We start from the raw sequence: 16,983 nt of genomic DNA, 5'->3' as shown, positions 1-16,983 counted from the left end.
GTTCCACCGTGCCGGGGCGGCGCGTCCGGCCGCCCCGGCACGGTGGAACGGGTCCCTCCGGGGGGCGCCGCCACGGGGAGCCGACGGGGTGCGAGAGAATGGCGGTATGGAGATGCCGAGGAACGAACGGTCGCCGGAGAAGCCGCAGATCCTGGTCGTGGGCCAGGACGGCATGGCGCTCGGTGGCGGCGCCGGGGACGAGGACTCCCGTGAGACACCGGTGACGGAGCAGGTGGAGCAGCCCGCGAAGGTCATGCGGATCGGCAGCATGATCAAGCAGCTGCTGGAGGAGGTGCGCGCCGCTCCTCTGGACGAGGCCAGCCGGGCCCGGCTCAAGGAGATCCACGCCAGCTCGGTGAAGGAGCTGGAGGACGGTCTGGCACCCGAGCTGGTCGAGGAGCTGGAGCGGCTCTCCCTGCCCTTCACGGACGAGGCGACCCCGAGCGACGCCGAACTGCGGATCGCGCAGGCCCAGCTGGTGGGCTGGCTGGAGGGCCTGTTCCACGGGATCCAGACCACGCTCTTCGCCCAGCAGATGGCCGCACGCGCCCAGCTGGAACAGATGCGCCGCGCCCTGCCGCCCGGCATCGGCGACGGCCACGACGACCCCCACCCGGGCACCCGCTCGGGCGGACCGTACCTCTAGACCTCCAGAGGGAGCTCCGGGCGTACGGCCGGACTCGTGCACGGCCGACGGCGGGACACCGCCCCGGTGACCGCCGGTCACCGGGGCGCCGGGAGAGCCGAACGCCTGCGGTGATCGCTGGGGCCGGAGGGCCGCGGGCCGGCCGGCCGGGGTGATCGCCGCACGCGTCGCCGGCACCACCGGCGAAGGGGTGACCCCGCTGCGGGACACCCGCGGCACCGGGGCGCTGCGCGTCCCGGGCCGCGTCTTCGAGGGGAACACGGCGCCGGGCTGCGGCGGCGGGTCCGCCCGGGACGGCAGCACCTCCCGCCGAGCCCGGCCGCCGACCGCGCGCGAGCCCGACGGGGCGGCTCCAGACGGCTGCGGGCCGCGGGCCCCGGCCGGATCACCGGGCCGGGGCGGTCCCCCGGGTCACTGAGGGGGGTTGCCCGTCGAGACGTAGAGCTGGATCTTGGGCACGTCGTCCTCGTCGACATCCGTGTCGGCGCTCGGGATCTGTCTCATGACCGCGCCGTCGCCGTAGGTGTTCTCGTCGACGGGGATGACCTCGTACTGCCAGCCGGCCGCCTGGAAGCACTCCTTGACCGACTTGATGTTCTTGAACTTGAAGTTCGGGATCTGGATCTTGTCGGGGTCGTTGTGCGACTCCCGCGGCTCCTCGCACTCGTCCGAGTCGATCGTCTTCGTCGTGTCCGGCCCGCGGTAGCCCTCCGCCTTGCCGCTCGTCGACGCCGACGGCGCGGCGCCCCCGCCCTGGTTCTCCTCGCCTCCGCCGTTCAGCGTCAGCGCCGCGACCAGGCCGCCGACGGCGAGGAGGGACACGACGATCGAGCCGATGACCACCGGCTTGTTGTTCCGGCCGCCGCCCGGGCCGCCCTGGATCGAGGTCTGCGGCGAAATGGTGTACGGCGGCGGGGTCGACGGACCCTGGTGCGGGGAGTACGCCGACGGGGCGGGCGGTGTCCCGTAGCCGCCCTGCTGCGGATAGCCGTACGCGGGGGACGGCGCCGGGGCGCCGTACGGATTCGGGTGCGGGGCCGGCTGGTACGGCGTCCGGACGTTGCCCGCGGACGCCGGGTTCGTCTGGTCGACCGGCGGGAACACCGCGGAGCCGACGCCCGCGCCGCTGGGCATCTGGGTGCCCGGGACGATGCTCGGCGGGGCCGCCCGGAAGGACTGCGCCACCCGCAGGCACTCGCCGCGCATGGCCTCCGCGCTGGGGAAACGCTCGTTCGGGTTCTTCTTCAGCGCGCGGGTGATCAGCGCGTCCACGGCCGGCGGCAGCGAACGGTTGATCGAGGACGCCGTCGGGGGCTCCTCCTGCACGTGCGCGTACGCGATGGCCAGCGGCGAGTCCGCCTCGAACGGCAGCCGTCCGGTGACCAACTGGAACAGCATGATGCCGACCGAGTACAGGTCGCTGCGCGCGTCCACGCCCCGGCCGAGCGCCTGCTCCGGCGAGAGGTACTGCGGGGTGCCGACGACCATGCCGGTCTGCGTCATCGACGTCACGCCGGACTGCATGGCGCGGGCGATGCCGAAGTCCATCACCTTGACCACGCCGCGCTTGGTCATCATCACGTTGCCCGGCTTGATGTCCCGGTGGACCAGCCCCATCTCGTGGCTGATCTCCAGGGCCGCCAGCACGTCCGCGGTGATCTTCAGCGCCTTGTCGGCGGGCATCGCGCCGTACTGCCGCACGTCCTCGTCGAGCACCGAGCCCAGCGGGCGGCCCTCGACGTACTCCATGACGATGTACGGCGTCGTCATGCCGTCGACGTCGTCCTCGCCGGTGTCGAAGACCGACACGATGTTGGTGTGCGTGAGCTTCGCCACGGACTGGGCCTCGCGGCGGAAGCGCTCGCGGAAGGCCTGTTCCCGGCCGAGTTCCGTGTGCAACGTCTTGATGGCGACCTGGCGGTCGAGCACGCTGTCGTAGGCGAGGTGCACCGAGGCCATGCCGCCCTGGCCGAGCAGGTCCCGCAGTTGGTACCGCCCGCCGGCGAGAGCCCGCCCCGCGTTGTGGCCCTGTGCGCCGTCCTGGCTCATGTTCCGCGTCCCCCGTAGCCTCTCCGGCGCCGCCTTCGGTGACCGACCCGTCGTAGATCCCCTGTGCTATTCCCGGCCAAGTCTGCCCCAGGCCATCGGCACGTCAAGCACGGGGCCCGTTCCGTGACCGTACGCGAAAGAAGTGTCGCGGAAGCGTTACAGGGGTCGCGCGAGCGGTACGCAGAATTTGCACGACAGTACGGAGAGCGGGTTTCATGGCCGGTCCGTCTCGTGCCGGTTCCGGCAGCCCGTCCCGGACCGGAGGCTTGCGCGGAGGCTGTAGCGTGGCCGACGGAGACCGTGACAACACCGCGCGCACCGCGGGCAGAAACGACGGCGAGGACTGATGGCACAGCAGCAGCGCGCTCAGGGCCCGTCCGACCCCGAGGCGACTGGCGGCGGCATGTCGGACGCGCCGGAGACCTGGGGCAACGGCGGGCTCGTCGGCGACGGCCGGTACCGGTTGACGCACAGACTCGGCCGGGGCGGCATGGCCGAGGTGTTCGCGGCCGAGGACGTGCGGCTCGGACGCACGGTCGCCGTCAAGCTGCTGCGCTCCGACCTCGCCGAGGACCCGACCTCCAAGGCCCGCTTCACACGTGAGGCGCAGTCGGTGGCCGGCCTCAACCACCATGCCATCGTCGCCGTGTACGACTCCGGCGAGGACACCGTCGGCGGCCAGGCGGTCCCGTACATCGTGATGGAGCTGGTCGAGGGCCGCACCATCCGCGACCTGCTGATGAACGCCGAGGCGCCGGGCCCCGAGCAGGCGCTGATCATCGTCTCGGGCGTGCTGGAGGCGCTGGCCTACTCGCACCAGCACAACATCGTGCACCGCGACATCAAGCCCGCCAACGTCATCATCACCAACAACGGCGCCGTGAAGGTGATGGACTTCGGCATCGCCCGCGCCATGCACGGCGCGTCCACGACGATGACGCAGACCGGCATGGTCATGGGCACCCCGCAGTACCTCTCGCCGGAGCAGGCGCTCGGCAAGGCCGTCGACCACCGCTCCGACCTGTACGCCACCGGCTGCATGATGTACGAACTGCTGGCGCTGCGGCCCCCGTTCACCGGGGAGACGCCGTTGTCGGTGGTCTACCAGCACGTCCAGGACATCCCGACGCCCCCCTCGGAGGTCTCGGACGCCTGCCCGCCCGAGCTGGACGGGATGGTGATGCGCTCCCTGGCCAAGGACCCCGACGACCGTTTCCAGACGGCCGAGGAGATGCGCGGACTGGTCCAGTACGCGCTGCAGATGCTCTACGAGCAGGGCGGCCACACCGGCACCTGGAACACCGGCCCGGTGGAGGCCCACGAGGGCCGGCACACCCCGGCGGCGGGCTTCGCGGGCACGACCGTGATGCCGCACCCGGACGTCTCCGGCACGGCGGCGATCCCGCAGCCGATCCTGCCCGCCGGGTACGGCAGCGGGGACGACGGCGGCTTCGAGGGCCACGGCAACCAGGGCAGCGGGCGCGGCAAGCTGTGGATCCTCGCGGTGCTCGCGGTGATCGCCGTCACGGCGGGCGTCGCGCTGGCGCTGAACACCGGCGGCGGGGGCGGCGACAAGAAGGAGCCCGCCACGTCGCCGTCCGTCTCGCAGTCCACCGAGGACGACCCGGCCAGCGAGTCCCCGAGCGACGAGGAGACCGAGGAGCCGACCGACCAGAACCCCGGGACCGGAACCGGCAACGGCAACGGCTCCGGCGGCAACTGGGACCGGTCGTACACCCCGTCCCAGACGCCGTCGCAGCCGCAGACCGAGGAGCCGAGCAACACGCCGCCGCCCTCGCAGCCGACCGAGACGGGCGGCACCGACGCCGGCGGCACCGACACCGGGGGCACGGACACCGGCGGCACCGACACCGGTGGCACGAACCCCGGTGGCGCGAACAACGGCGGGGCGAACAACGGCGGCGCCGACGCCGGCGGCGCGGACGCGGGCGGAGCGGCCGGCGAGCCCGGGGTGACCGGAGCCGTGGGCGGCTGACCCGCGCCCCCGCGGGGCGGCGGTCCCTCACCCCGTGAACGCCCCGCGCACCGCGTCGTACTCCCGGGTCCACCACACCGCCAGGGCCGCGGCGGCCGGGAACTGGGAGTCCGCGCGGGTGTCACCGCGTTCGTAGTGCCAGCGGAGCATCCAGAAGTCGTTGAGGCGCTCCCACCACACCCGGTGCACCGCCGCCGCCAGCTGGGAGGGCGTCGCCCCCGAGGCGCGCCGGTACGCGCGCGCGTAGGACCGCACCCTGCGCAGGTCGAGCGTGCCCGTCGGCCGGACGAAGAAGATCGCCGCGGCGCGTACGGCCTCCTCCGCGCGGGGCCGCACGCCCAGCCGGTCCCAGTCGACGATCGCGGCGGGCACGTCCCCCCGGTAGAGCACGTTGAACGGGTGGAAGTCCCCGTGCACCCACCCCACCGCGCCCCCGCGCGGCGGACGCCGGTCGGCGTGCCGCTCCAGGAGGGCGCGGCGCTCGAGCAGGCGGTGCCGGGCGAGGGCGTCGAAGGAGTCGGCGGGCCGGTGCCGGCGCACCCGGGTGAGCAGGTCGTCGATGAGCGCGAAGGTGTCCGCCGGGTCGGCGCTCTCCGCGGGGGCCGGGCCGGTGCGCGCGTGCGCCGGCATCACGCGCTCCAGCCCGGCGTGCACCGCCCCCAGCAGCGACCCCAGCCGTCCGCACTGGCCCGGCGTGAGCTGTCCGCCGTGCCGGTGCCGGCCGTCGATCCACGGGTGCAGGGCGTACGCGTGGCCGCCGACGACCGCGACGGTGCGCCCGTCCCGGCCGACCAGCGGCGGGGCCACCGGCACCCCGAGGTCGGCCAGGCGCCGGGTGGCCCGGTGCTGGCGGACGATGGCCGCCGGATCGGCGGTCTCCGGGTCGAAGTGGTGCTTGAGGAAGAACCGGCCGCGCGTCGTGCACAGCCGGTAGCCGCGGTTGAGCAGCCCTTCGTCGACCGGTCGGCAGCTGAGGGGCGAGCCGGCGGCGTACCGGCGCAGCAGGGCGCCCAGTGGGGGCGCGTTCGGTACGGAGGGTGGTACACGGAGGGGCGACACGCGGCAGATGCTAGGGCAACCCCCGGCGCCTCTGAGCTGGGCCTTGTCACACGCGGTCATTTATGATCACCGAGGGTGCTCGAAGCGACGCCGGTCGTGGGGCGCGGCTCTTCCCGTGTCCGGGGTGGCCGGGATAACGTGCCGTTGCTCCGGCCTCCTGCGAGGCTGTGACCAGCGCACCTTCCAGCTCCTGTGGATTTACTTGGAAATCCAAGCAAAAACGCAGGTCAGAGGGGGTTTCACAGAAATGTGGAACTCTGGGTAACGTGCTTGTTGCAGGTCGCTCGCCGGGGCACCTGTCACGCCTGTTCCCGGCCGAGTGGCACCCACCCCGTGCCCGGTGGCCGAGAAAAGGTGAGCCGCTCCCCCCGGCTCTAAACGAGCAGGGGGGACCCCAGGCCTACCGGCAATCCCGGGGGTCGGACCGACGGAGGAGCACACGTGACCGTGGAGAGCACTGCCGCGCGCACACCGCGACGCAGCGCCGGGACCAAGGCCGGCACCACCGGCGCCAAACGCACCGCAGGCACCGCCGGTGCCGCCAAGAAGGCCACCGGCGCCAAGAAGGCCACCGGCGCCGGGAAGAGCACCGGGAAGAGCGCCGAGCCCTCCCTCGTCCAGCTGCTGACGCCCGAGGGCAAGCGGGTCAAGAACGCCGAGTTCGACCCGTACGTCGCCGGCGTCACGGCCGAGGAGCTGCGCGGCCTGTACCGCGACATGGTGCTCACCCGCCGCTTCGACGCCGAGGCCACCTCCCTGCAGCGCCAGGGCGAGCTGGGCCTGTGGGCCTCGCTGCTCGGCCAGGAGGCGGCGCAGATCGGCTCCGGCCGGGCCCTGCGCGACGACGACTACGTCTTCCCCACCTACCGCGAGCACGGCGTGGCCTGGTGCCGCGGGGTGGACCCGACCAACCTGCTCGGCATGTTCCGCGGCGTCAACAACGGCGGCTGGGACCCGAACGGCAACAACTTCCACCTCTACACGATCGTCATCGGCTCCCAGGCGCTGCACGCCACGGGCTACGCGATGGGCATCACCAAGGACGGCGCGGACAGCGCGGTCATCGCCTACTTCGGCGACGGCGCCTCCAGCCAGGGCGACGTGGCCGAGGCCTTCACCTTCTCCGCGGTCTACAACGCCCCCGTGGTGTTCTTCTGCCAGAACAACCAGTGGGCGATCTCCGAGCCCACCGAGAAGCAGTCCCGCGTCCCGCTGTACCAGCGCGCGCAGGGCTTCGGCTTCCCGGGCATCCGGGTGGACGGCAACGACGTCCTGGCCAACCTGGCCGTCACCAAGTGGGCCCTGGAGCGGGCCCGCGCCGGTGAGGGCCCGACGCTGGTCGAGGCGTTCACCTACCGGATGGGCGCCCACACCACCTCCGACGACCCCACCCGGTACCGGGGCGACGAGGAGCGGCTGGCCTGGGAGGCCAAGGACCCGATCCTGCGCCTGCGCCGCCACCTGGAGTCCTCCGGCCACGCGGACGAGGGGTTCTTCGCGGAACTGGAGACCGAGAGCGAGACGTTGGGCAGACGAGTGCGCGAGGCGGTCCGCGCCATGCCGGACCCGGACCTCTTCGCCATCTTCGAGAACGTGTACGCGGACGGACACGCCCTCGTGGACGAGGAGCGGGCGCAGTTCGCCGCCTACCAGGCGTCGTTCGCCGACGCGGACGGGGGGAAGTGACATGGCGCAGACCGTGACATCCAAGAACATGGCCCTGGCCAAGGCGATCAACGAGTCGCTGCGCCGGGCCCTGGACACGGACCCCAAGGTCCTGATCATGGGCGAGGACGTCGGCAAGCTCGGCGGCGTGTTCCGGGTGACGGACGGGCTGCAGAAGGACTTCGGCGAGAGCCGCGTCATCGACACCCCGCTCGCCGAGTCGGGCATCGTCGGCACGGCGATCGGCCTGGCCCTGCGCGGCTACCGCCCGGTGGTGGAGATCCAGTTCGACGGCTTCGTCTTCCCGGCGTACGACCAGATCGTCACGCAGCTCGCGAAGATGCACGCCCGCTCGCTGGGCAAGGTCAAGCTCCCGGTCGTGGTGCGCATCCCCTACGGCGGCGGCATCGGCGCGGTGGAGCACCACTCCGAGTCCCCCGAGGCCCTGTTCGCGCACGTGGCGGGCCTGAAGATCGTCTCCCCGTCGGACGCGTCGGACGCGTACTGGATGATGCAGCAGGCCATCCAGAGCGACGACCCGGTGATCTTCTTTGAGCCCAAGCGGCGCTACTGGGACAAGGCCGAGGTGGACACCGAGGCGATCCCCGGACCGCTGCACGCCGCGCGCGTGGTCCGCGGGGGCACGGACCTCACCCTGGCCGCCTACGGCCCGATGGTGAAGCTGTGCCAGGAGGTCGCGGCCGCGGCGGCCGAGGAGGGCCGCTCCCTGGAGGTGCTGGACCTGCGCTCGGTCTCCCCGATCGACTTCGACGCGATCCAGGCGTCGGTGGAGAGGACGCGTCGTCTGGTCGTCGTCCACGAGGCCCCGGTGTTCTTCGGCTCCGGCGCGGAGATCGCCGCGCGGATCACGGAGCGCTGCTTCTACCACCTGGAGGCCCCGGTGCTGCGGGTGGGCGGCTACCACGCCCCGTACCCGCCGGCCCGGCTGGAGGAGTCCTACCTCCCGGACCTCGACCGGGTGCTGGACGCCGTCGACCGCTCGCTGGCGTACTGAGGGAGAGGGTCGTGACGACGATGACGAACGCGTCCGTACGCGAGTTCAGGATGCCGGACGTGGGCGAGGGCCTCACCGAGGCCGAGATCCTCAAGTGGTACGTCCAGCCGGGTGACACGGTCACCGACGGCCAGGTGGTCTGCGAGGTCGAGACGGCGAAGGCGGCCGTCGAGCTGCCCATCCCCTACGACGGCGTGGTCCGCGCGCTGCACTTCCCCGAGGGCACCACGGTGGACGTGGGCACGTCCATCATCGCGGTGGAGGTCGCGGGCGGCGCGGCACCGGCGGCCGGCGCCCCCGCACCCGCGGCGGAGGCGGAGCCCGCTCCGGCCCCGCAGGAACCGCAGGAACCGCAGGAACCGAAGGCCGAGGGTTCGGGCCGCCAGCCCGTGCTGGTCGGCTACGGCGTGGCGACGTCCGCCACGCGCCGCCGCCCGCGCAAGGCCGCACCGGAGGCCCCCGCCGGGCAGGCGGCGGTGTCCGTCCAGGCGGAACTGAACGGCCGCACGCCGGCCCCGGAGCCGGTCGCCGAACCGGCCGCGGCGCGGCAGCGCCCGCTGGCCAAGCCGCCGGTGCGCAAGCTGGCGAAGGACCTCGGCATCGACCTGGCCACGGTCACCCCGACCGGCCCGGACGGCATCATCACCCGCGAGGACGTCCACGCGGCGGTCTCCGCGACGCGGGCCCGGGCTCCCGAGCCGGAGGCCCAGGCCCCCGCCCCGGCACCTGTCGCGCCCGCCGCCGCACCCGCGCCGGCGTCGTACGACACCGCCCGCGAGACCCGCATCCCGGTCAAGGGCGTCCGCAAGGCCACGGCGGCGGCGATGGTCGGTTCGGCGTTCACCGCGCCGCACGTCACGGAGTTCGTGACGGTCGACGTGACCCGCACGATGAAGCTGGTCGAGGAGCTCAAGCAGGACAAGGAGTTCGGCGGCCTGCGGGTGAACCCCCTCCTGCTGATCGCCAAGGCCCTGCTGGTCGCGATCCGGCGCAACCCCGAGATCAACGCCTCCTGGGACGAGGCGGCCCAGGAGATCGTGGTCAAGCACTACGTCAACCTGGGCATCGCGGCGGCCACCCCGCGCGGCCTGATCGTCCCGAACATCAAGGACGCCCACGCCAAGACCCTGCCCCAACTGGCCGAGTCCCTGGGTGAACTGGTGTCCACGGCCCGGGAGGGCAGGACCTCCCCGTCCGCGATGCAGGGCGGCACGGTCACCATCACCAACGTCGGCGTCTTCGGCGTCGACACGGGCACGCCGATCCTCAACCCCGGCGAGTCCGCGATCCTCGCGGTCGGTGCGATCAAGCCCCAGCCGTGGGTCCACAAGGGCAAGGTGAAGCCCCGCCAGGTCACCACCCTGGCCCTCTCCTTCGACCACCGCCTGGTCGACGGGGAACTGGGCTCCAAGGTCCTGGCCGACGTGGCCGCGATCCTGGAACAGCCGAAGCGGCTGATCACCTGGGCGTAGACACGACGACGGAGCCGCCTCCCCCGCGACACGGGGGAGGCGGCTCCGTCGGCTGCCCCGGCCCCCTGACGGATGCCACCGGTTCCGGCGGTCTCCACGGTTCCGGGGCGCCTCACGGGGCGTCCGCCCGGGCGGCGTTCCCCGCGGGGGCCGCCGCGAAGTGAACCGCCGGGGCACGGTCTTCCCGGCCGAAGCGCCCCGGGAGCGCTCGTCACCCGTTACGGGAGCAGGTCCACGGTGACGTGCGGAGCCAGCGCGCGCAGGAAGTCGGGTGCGTCGAAGATCTCGCCGGCGGAGGCGACCCCGGTCGTCCCGGTCCGGCCGGTGAGGATGCGGTCGACCGCTTCCACGGCGAGCGGCGCGGTGACGGCGTAGATGTCCTGCCCCCGCGCCACGGCGCGCCGTTCGTCGCCGCCGGAGCGGACCACGGCGTCGACGAGGAAGGTCTGCGCGGACCGCCCGTGCTCGTCGACCGGGGCCGGTGCCGGGGTGCCGGGGGCCGCGATGTCCCTGGCCGCCTCGACCGCCATGTGGGTGCGCACCTCGGGAACGGACAGGTGGCTGGGGACGGTGACGACGTCGGCCATCGTGAAGTCCCCGAGGACGGTCCGGGGGCCCATCGGGGCGGGGAAGGGCCATTCCAGGGTGGGCAGTTCGTCCCGGTGGTACTCCAGCCGGCCGTTCCGGTGGCGGACGTTCCGGCCGTCCCGCCGCTGCCGGGAGACCGCGCCCGCGGCGCGCGTCCCGGCGGTGGGGTGCCAGCCGCTCAGCCCGTAGGCGACGTGCGCCTCGTCGGCCGCCGTCCAGTCGCCCATCGCGGCGGTGACCAGCAGGTCGCCGAGGCCGCCGTAGAAGGCCATCGCGGGGACGATCACGGCTCCCGCGGCGCGGGCGCGGTCCGTGAAGTGCGCGAACGTGTCGGCGACGGCCTCGATCTCGGCCGCCACGTCCACGTAGGGGATCCCGGCGCGCAGGGCCGCCTCGATCACGGGGGCGGCCGTCGTGGCGAAGGGGCCGGCACAGTTGATCACGGCTGCCGTGCCGGCCAGCGCGCGGTCGAGCGAGGCGGGGTCGTCGACCGCCGCCGGGCGGGCGTCCGACCCGGTCCCGTACGCCGACGCCTTCAGCTTGTCGGCGTCGCGGCCGGAGAGCACCGGGACGAACCCGCGCTCCCGCAACCGCGCCACCACGAAGCGCCCGGTGTGCCCGTACGCGCCGTACACCGCGACCTTGAGCCCTGCCGACATGGGTGTCTCCCCCGCTCGAATGATCCGCCGAACCGTCCGGTTCCGTCGCGACCATCCTGGCGAGGGCCGGCGTCCCCCACGAGTGTCCGGAACGACACGCCCCGTACACTTCCGGACATGGACACTGTCGCGCTGGCCGTCACCGACGGGATGCTGCACTTCGAACTGGCCCTGGCGCACGAGGTGTTCGGAGCCGCCCCGGACGGTGTGGCGGGGCCCTGGTACGACCTCGTCGTCTGCGGGCCGGGCCCGGTGCGGGCCGGCCGGTTCCTGCTCGAGCCCGATCACGGACTCGACCGACTGCCCCGCGCCGACACCGTGATCGTCCCGGGCTGGGCCGACGTCGACGAGGAGCCGCCCGCCGACCTGGTCGACGCGGTGCGCGCGGCCCACGAGGCGGGCGCACGCCTGGTCTCCCTGTGCACGGGTGCCTTCGTGCTGGCCGCCGCGGGCCTGCTGGACGGGCTCCGCGCGACCACGCACTGGGCGCACACCGAGGTCCTGGCCGCCCGCCACCCGGAGGTCGAGGTGGACCCGGACGTCCTCTACGTGGACAACGGCCGCGTGCTCACCTCCGCCGGCAAGGCCGCCGCCATGGACCTGTGCCTGCACCTGGTCCGGCTCGACCGCGGTTCGTCGGTCGCCAACGCGGTCGCCCGCCGCCTGGTCGTGCCGCCGCACCGGGACGGCGGGCAGGCCCAGTTCGTCACCACCCCGGTCCCCGCCCCGGACCACCATCCCCTCGCCGAACTGCTCCCCTGGGTGCTCGAACGGCTCGACCGGCCGCTGACCGTGGAGGACCTGGCCCGCCGGGCCCGGATGAGCTCGCGCCACCTGGGCCGCCACTTCAAGGCGGCGACCGGTACCACTCCGCTGCAGTGGCTGCTGACCCAACGGATCCGGCGTGCCCAGGAGTTGCTGGAGACCACCGACGACGGCATCGAGACCGTCGCGGCGGCCACCGGCATGGGGACCGCCGCGACGCTGCGCCGGCACTTCCACCGCACGGTCGGCGTGCCCCCGGACACCTACCGCCGCACGTTCCGTGCGAGGAACCGCCCCGGGCCCGACAGCGGCGAGCGGCACTCCCGGCCCTGAACCGGTTCCGCGGGCGCACGCTCGGGGCCGGGACCACGGGCGACAGCCACCGGAACGGCGGCGGCATCAATCCGTTCGTGCCGAGCACGCACGGCGGCCCGCCGCCGACGTCCTCGGCCGGCTCCCCCTCGGTGAGCAGTGTCCCGCCCTCGTGACGGCGGTTCAGGACACCCTGCTCGACGTGGACGCCCCGAGCGCGGCGACCTGGTGGAGCGACCCGGTCGGCTTCTCCGGCCGGGCCGGCTCGGTCCGCACCGGAGCGAAGTTCCACAGGGCCCGCTTCTGGTCCCACGTGCTCACCCGACCGCACGGAACAGGGGCCCACCGGCACCGGTGAGCCCCCGGGGGGCGTGCGTCCGCGGGGGCGTGCGTCCGCGGGTCAGACCTTGCTGAAGCCGTAGCCCAGGAGCTTCTTCGCGTCCGTCTCGCGCTGGGCGGCCGAGGAGGAGGTGAGCACCGTGCCGATGACCGTCTTGCCGTTCCGCGTCGCGGCGAAGACCAGGCAGTACTTGGACGTCGAGCCCGAGCCGGTCTTCACGCCGATCGTGCCGCTGTAGTTGCCGAGCAGCGTGTTGGTGTTGGTCCACGGCGCCATCGTGCGGGTGCTGCCCGTCTTCGTGGTCGTCTTCGCCGTGTACTTCTTCGTCTTGACGATCGTGCGGAACGTGGAGTTCTTCATCGCGCTGCTGGCGATCTTCGTCAGGTCGCGCGGCGTGGAGTAGTTCTTGCCGTTGCCGATGCCGTCGAACGAGTCGAAGTGGGTGTTCTTCAGCCCCAGCTTCTTCGCCTCCGCGTTCATCTTGCCGATGAACGACTTCACGCGGGCCGAACGCGTCGAGCCCGTACCGAACTTGTCGGCGAGCGCGTACGCGGCGTCGCAGCCGGACGGCAGCATCAGCCCGTACAGCAGCTGGCGCACGGTCACCTTGTCGCCGACGATCAGGCGGGCGGACGAGGCGTTCTTCGACACGATGTAGTCGCTGTACGCCATCTGGATCGTGACCTTGGCGTCCAGGTTCAGGTTCTTCTGCGCGAGCACGACCTTCGCGGTCATGATCTTCGTCGTCGAACCGGTGGAGCGGCGCGTGTCCGCCGCCTTGGTGTACAGCGACTTGCCGTTCGCGTCGTTCATCACGAAGCCGCCCTTGGCGACGATCGAGGGCGCGGCGGCGGCCTGCGCGGGCACAGCGTAGAGGAATCCGGAGGCGATCACGGCGCCGGTGGTCACGGCGACGCCGGTGGCTCTGCGGAGACGGATGCCCTGAATGCCGTTCTTCAAGTCAAATACCCCGATTACCTTGAATGGCCGTACGGTGCGGCCGGATTGAGGCGCGACCGCGCATGAAGGGCCGCACGAGTCTGACTCCTGTGCGGCGAAGATGGTTGTGCGGCCGACGGGTGAATTTCCCGGCTTGTGAAGGGCTTCGAGGTCCGCATCGTGGACGAATACTTCCACGCGTACGTGTTGTATCTATCCTGTCGGCATGAGTGTGGCCCCCGTGAAGCAACCCCCCGCAGCCGACCGCGTCTACGTCCACGTCAAGCAGGGTGTCCTGGACCGCCGTTACGAGGGCGGGACACTGCTCACCGAGGGGGAGCTGGCCGAGGACGTCGGGGTCTCGCGCACCCCGGTGCGCGAGGCGCTGCTGCGGCTGGAGGCGGAGGGGCTGATCAAGCTCTACCCGAAGAAGGGCGCCCTCGTCCTGCCGGTCTCCGCGCAGGAGATCGCCGACGTCGTGGAGACGCGGCTGCTCGTCGAGGAGCACGCCGCGCGGAAGGCCGTGCCCGCACCGCCCGCACTCATCGAACGCCTGGAGCACCTGCTCGCCCGGCAGAAGGAGCAGGCCGCCGCCGGGGACCTCGCCGCGGCCTCCGTCACCGACCGCTGCTTCCACGCCGAGATCGTCCGCAGCGGCGGCAACGAGATCCTCTCCCGCCTCTACGACCAGCTCCGCGACCGCCAACTGCGCATGGGCGTCGCCGTGATGCACTCCCACCCCGACCGCATCGCCAAGACCCTCGCCGAGCACGAGGAGATCCTCGAGGCGCTGCGCTCCGGCGACCCGGAGGCGGCCGTCGGGACCGTCCGCCGGCACGTCGGCCGACTCTCCCACCTGGCCCGGGGGGAGGTGCGATGAGCGACGCCAAGACGAGCCCGGCTGTCGGCTCCCTGCCCGGTGAGCCCCCGGGCGGGCGGCGCGCGCTGGCCGTGTGGGGCGTCGGCGTGGCGGTCTACTTCGTCGCCGTCATCTTCCGGACCTCCCTGGGCGTGGCCGGTCTCGACGCCGTCGACCGCTTCGGCGTCAACGCCTCCGCCCTGTCCACGTTCTCCATCCTCCAACTGCTGGTCTACGCGGGCATGCAGATACCCGTCGGGCTGCTGGTCGACCGGCTCGGCACCAAGAAGGTGCTGGGCCTGGGCGCCGTGCTGTTCACGGCCGGGCAGCTCGGGTTCGCGCTCTCCCCGACGTACGGCATGGCGCTCGCCTCGCGCGCGCTGCTCGGCTGCGGGGACGCGCTGACGTTCATCAGCGTGCTGCGGCTGGGCACCCGGTGGTTCCCGGCCCGGCGCGGTCCGCTGGTCGGGCAGTTCGCGGGGCTGGCCGGCATGGCGGGCAACCTCGTCTCCACGCTGGTCATCGCCCGGCTGCTGCACGGCGTCGGCTGGACGGCGGCGTTCGCGGGCAGCGCGCTCGCCGGCGTCGTGGTCTTCGTGCTGCTGGTGCTGTTCCTCAAGGACCACCCCGAGGGCCACGAACCGCAGCCCGTTCCGCACCAGGGCGCCGCCTACGTGCGCCGCCAGATCGCCGCCTCCTGGCGGGAGCCGGGGACGCGGCTCGGGATGTGGGTGCACTTCACCACCCAGTTCCCGGCGATGGTGTTCCTGCTGCTGTGGGGGATGCCGTTCCTCGTCGAGGCCCAGGGCCTGTCCCGGGCCACGGCCGGCGAGCTGCTCACCCTGGTCGTGCTGTCCAACATGGCCGTCGGCCTCGTCTACGGCCAGATCGTCGCCCGGCACCACGGGGCGCGGCTGCCCCTGGCGCTCGGCACGGTGGCGGCGACGGCGCTGCTGTGGGCCGCCACCCTGGCCCACCCCGCCGACACCGCGCCGATGTGGCTGCTGATCGTGCTGTGCACGGTGCTGGGGGCCTGCGGACCGGCCTCGATGATCGGCTTCGACTTCGCCCGCCCGGCGAACCCGCCGGAGCGGCAGGGCACGGCCTCCGGCATCACCAACATGGGCGGCTTCATCGCCTCCATGACCACCCTGTTCGCGATCGGTGTGCTGCTGGACGCCACCGCGGGCGACTACACCGTCGCCTTCTCCGCCGTCTTCCTGCTCCAGACCCTCGGGGTCGTCCAGATCCTGCGGCTGCGCGGGCGCGCGGTGCGCAGGGAGCGGGAGCGGCTGGTCGCCAGCCGGGTGGAGACGGTGCACGTGCCCGCGTGAGCGGACCGGCACCGGCTCAGCGCACGGGCACGAGGGTGAGGTACGCCAGGCCCAGCACGCCGCGGTAGCTCATCCACCGTGCCCGGTGCCGGTCCAGCCGCTCGCGGGTCTCGGCGGCCAGGGGATGATCACCGTGATCGGCCAGCCACACCTCCGCGTCCGCCCGGTACGCCGACTCGAACTCCTCCCACTCGTCGGGGCTCGCGGTCTCCGTCCACTCCGGCCGGAACCCGGCGGCCACCGCCAGGTCGAGCAGGGTCGCGAGGTCCGGGTGGTCGTCGGCACGGGCGCCCGGCCACATGCCGGACAGCTCGGCCGCGGTCGGGGTGCGCTGCCAGAAGCCCTCGCCGAGCAGGACCCGGCCGCCGTCGCCGACCAGACGGCGCAAGGAGGCGAGGGCGCGGGGGAGGTGACGGGGCGGCTCGACCGGACCGAGGGCCTGGCTGGAGCCGACGCACAGCACCAGGTCGGCGGGGCCCCGGGAGGTGTCCTGCGCGGACTCCTCCAGGAACGCGACCCGGTCCGCCAGCTCCCGCCGCTCGGCGTTGCGGCGGCCGCGGGCCAGGTCGTCGGCGTTCAGGTCCAGGCCGGTGCCGGTCGCGCCGGGGACCGCGGCCAGTACGCGCAGCATCAGCTCGCCCCAGCCGCAGCCGATGTCGAGCACGGTCCGGGGCGCCGTCCCGGCCAGCCGCCCGACCATGCGGTCCGCCCGCGCCTCGGAGAGCGGGCCGTGGAAGGTGAGACGGGTGAGGCGGGGCGGAAGGCCGGTGGACGGCGCGTCGGGCCGGGGGCGTGGGTCGGTCATGGCCGGGACGCTACTGCGCCGACGGTCCGGCCCGCGGGGAATTTCCGGCCGGGAGGGGGCACGGCCGGCCGTCCGCCACCGCCGCGGCGGACCCCGCCCCGGCCGGCGCTCCTCCGCCGTCCCGTTTCCCGCTGCGTCTACTTCGTCAGCACGAAGTGCCGCAGGATCGCCGCCGCCAGGTCCGGGTCGCCCTCCGTCTTCACCCGGTCCGCCACCGCCTCCGGCGTCACCCGGCCGCAGGCCAGGCGGACGTAGGTCTCCCAGTCCAGGGCGAGGGTGGCGGCCGGGCCCAGCGCGGGGGCGGTCTCCAGCGTGCCGCGGCCCTGGATGTCGACGCGGACCGTGCGCAGGAACTCCACCGGGCCGCTGACGTCGACGACCACGGCCGAGCTGCGCGGCGCCTGCGCGTCCTCGGCCACCACGCGCGGCAGCTCGTCCAGCAGCACGTCCCGCGCGACGTGCGCGCCGGGGGAGTCGAGG

The 16,983-nt window shown here is 73.1% G+C and carries 13 protein-coding genes and 2 pseudogenes; 8 read left to right on the top strand and 7 right to left on the bottom strand.

Annotated elements, in window-relative coordinates:
* Positions 1–106: 106 nt before the first annotated feature.
* A complete protein-coding gene (locus B7L92_RS06145) occupies positions 107–646 on the top strand; it encodes a bacterial proteasome activator family protein (RefSeq protein ID WP_004985794.1) in 540 nt (179 codons plus the stop codon).
* A 411-nt stretch (positions 647–1,057) separates the two neighbouring features.
* On the opposite strand, the gene B7L92_RS06135 is transcribed toward B7L92_RS06145, so the two are convergent.
* Positions 1,058–2,695 (bottom strand): protein kinase domain-containing protein, encoded by a 1,638-nt coding sequence (locus B7L92_RS06135; RefSeq protein WP_081236454.1) that lies wholly within the window; start codon positions 2,693–2,695, stop codon positions 1,058–1,060.
* Between the two features lie 346 nt (positions 2,696–3,041).
* Between B7L92_RS06135 and B7L92_RS06130 the strand changes: the two genes are divergently transcribed.
* Entirely contained in the window at positions 3,042–4,691 is a 1,650-nt protein-coding gene (locus tag B7L92_RS06130) for a protein kinase domain-containing protein (RefSeq protein WP_174703933.1), read from the top strand.
* 27 nt (positions 4,692–4,718) lie between these two features.
* Here the strand turns inward: B7L92_RS06130 and B7L92_RS06125 are convergent, their stop codons facing one another.
* Complete coding sequence (locus B7L92_RS06125; RefSeq protein WP_081236453.1) at positions 4,719–5,750, bottom strand: phosphotransferase; 1,032 nt, start codon at positions 5,748–5,750, stop codon at positions 4,719–4,721.
* 441 nt (positions 5,751–6,191) lie between these two features.
* Here B7L92_RS06125 and pdhA point away from each other — a divergent pair, with 441 nt between their 5' ends.
* The 3 genes from pdhA to B7L92_RS06110 are packed head-to-tail and all read left to right on the top strand — an operon-like array spanning position 6,192 to position 9,902.
* Entirely contained in the window at positions 6,192–7,436 is a 1,245-nt protein-coding gene (gene pdhA, locus B7L92_RS06120; protein WP_081236452.1) for a pyruvate dehydrogenase (acetyl-transferring) E1 component subunit alpha, read from the top strand.
* A 1-nt stretch (position 7,437) separates the two neighbouring features.
* On the top strand, positions 7,438–8,430 hold the full coding sequence (locus B7L92_RS06115; RefSeq protein WP_081236451.1) for an alpha-ketoacid dehydrogenase subunit beta: 993 nt from the start codon (positions 7,438–7,440) through the stop codon (positions 8,428–8,430).
* Between the two features lie 11 nt (positions 8,431–8,441).
* The gene (locus B7L92_RS06110; protein WP_081236450.1) at positions 8,442–9,902 is read left to right on the top strand and encodes a dihydrolipoamide acetyltransferase family protein; all 1,461 of its coding nucleotides are present in this window, start codon (positions 8,442–8,444) and stop codon (positions 9,900–9,902) included.
* Positions 9,903–10,120: 218 nt separating this feature from the next.
* Here the strand turns inward: B7L92_RS06110 and B7L92_RS06105 are convergent, their stop codons facing one another.
* Positions 10,121–11,149: a saccharopine dehydrogenase family protein gene (locus B7L92_RS06105; protein WP_081236449.1), complete on the bottom strand. Its 1,029-nt coding sequence runs from the start codon at positions 11,147–11,149 to the stop codon at positions 10,121–10,123.
* A gap of 117 nt (positions 11,150–11,266) precedes the next feature.
* Here B7L92_RS06105 and B7L92_RS06100 point away from each other — a divergent pair, with 117 nt between their 5' ends.
* Entirely contained in the window at positions 11,267–12,247 is a 981-nt protein-coding gene (locus B7L92_RS06100) for a helix-turn-helix domain-containing protein (RefSeq protein WP_081236448.1), read from the top strand.
* A 103-nt stretch (positions 12,248–12,350) separates the two neighbouring features.
* Here B7L92_RS06100 and B7L92_RS43835 read toward each other — a convergent pair.
* Positions 12,351–12,518, bottom strand: a pseudogene (locus tag B7L92_RS43835) (GntR family transcriptional regulator); the annotation flags it as partial.
* A gap of 108 nt (positions 12,519–12,626) precedes the next feature.
* Complete coding sequence (locus tag B7L92_RS06090; RefSeq protein WP_081236446.1) at positions 12,627–13,526, bottom strand: D-alanyl-D-alanine carboxypeptidase family protein; 900 nt, start codon at positions 13,524–13,526, stop codon at positions 12,627–12,629.
* A gap of 205 nt (positions 13,527–13,731) precedes the next feature.
* Between B7L92_RS06090 and B7L92_RS06085 the strand changes: the two genes are divergently transcribed.
* Both B7L92_RS06085 and B7L92_RS06080 read left to right on the top strand, forming a co-directional pair.
* Entirely contained in the window at positions 13,732–14,385 is a 654-nt protein-coding gene (locus B7L92_RS06085) for a GntR family transcriptional regulator (protein ID WP_081236445.1), read from the top strand.
* Positions 14,382–15,698 (top strand): MFS transporter, encoded by a 1,317-nt coding sequence (locus B7L92_RS06080; protein WP_081236444.1) that lies wholly within the window; start codon positions 14,382–14,384, stop codon positions 15,696–15,698. Before B7L92_RS06085 ends, B7L92_RS06080 begins: the two co-directional genes overlap by 4 nt.
* 16 nt (positions 15,699–15,714) lie before the next feature.
* Here the strand turns inward: B7L92_RS06080 and B7L92_RS06075 are convergent, their stop codons facing one another.
* Entirely contained in the window at positions 15,715–16,503 is a 789-nt protein-coding gene (locus B7L92_RS06075; protein WP_081236443.1) for an SAM-dependent methyltransferase, read from the bottom strand.
* A 137-nt stretch (positions 16,504–16,640) separates the two neighbouring features.
* Positions 16,641–16,983: pseudogene (locus B7L92_RS06070) on the bottom strand (maleylpyruvate isomerase family mycothiol-dependent enzyme); the annotation flags it as partial.

Source organism: Streptomyces viridosporus, assembly GCF_002078235.1.
Classification (GTDB): domain Bacteria; phylum Actinomycetota; class Actinomycetes; order Streptomycetales; family Streptomycetaceae; genus Streptomyces; species Streptomyces viridosporus.
The sequence above is the reverse complement of the archived record's forward strand: the minus strand, read 5'-3'. Positions and strand labels throughout refer to the sequence as shown.

Coding starts and splice junctions, on each gene's coding strand:
- B7L92_RS06145 (WP_004985794.1), top strand. CDS start 107: ATGGAGATGCCGAGGAACGAACGGTCGCCGGAGAAGCCGCAGATCCTG.
- B7L92_RS06135 (WP_081236454.1), bottom strand. CDS start 2,695: ATGAGCCAGGACGGCGCACAGGGCCACAACGCGGGGCGGGCTCTCGCC.
- B7L92_RS06130 (WP_174703933.1), top strand. CDS start 3,042: ATGGCACAGCAGCAGCGCGCTCAGGGCCCGTCCGACCCCGAGGCGACT.
- B7L92_RS06115 (WP_081236451.1), top strand. CDS start 7,438: ATGGCGCAGACCGTGACATCCAAGAACATGGCCCTGGCCAAGGCGATC.
- B7L92_RS06105 (WP_081236449.1), bottom strand. CDS start 11,149: ATGTCGGCAGGGCTCAAGGTCGCGGTGTACGGCGCGTACGGGCACACC.
- B7L92_RS06100 (WP_081236448.1), top strand. CDS start 11,267: ATGGACACTGTCGCGCTGGCCGTCACCGACGGGATGCTGCACTTCGAA.
- B7L92_RS06085 (WP_081236445.1), top strand. CDS start 13,732: ATGAGTGTGGCCCCCGTGAAGCAACCCCCCGCAGCCGACCGCGTCTAC.
- B7L92_RS06080 (WP_081236444.1), top strand. CDS start 14,382: ATGAGCGACGCCAAGACGAGCCCGGCTGTCGGCTCCCTGCCCGGTGAG.
- B7L92_RS06075 (WP_081236443.1), bottom strand. CDS start 16,503: ATGACCGACCCACGCCCCCGGCCCGACGCGCCGTCCACCGGCCTTCCG.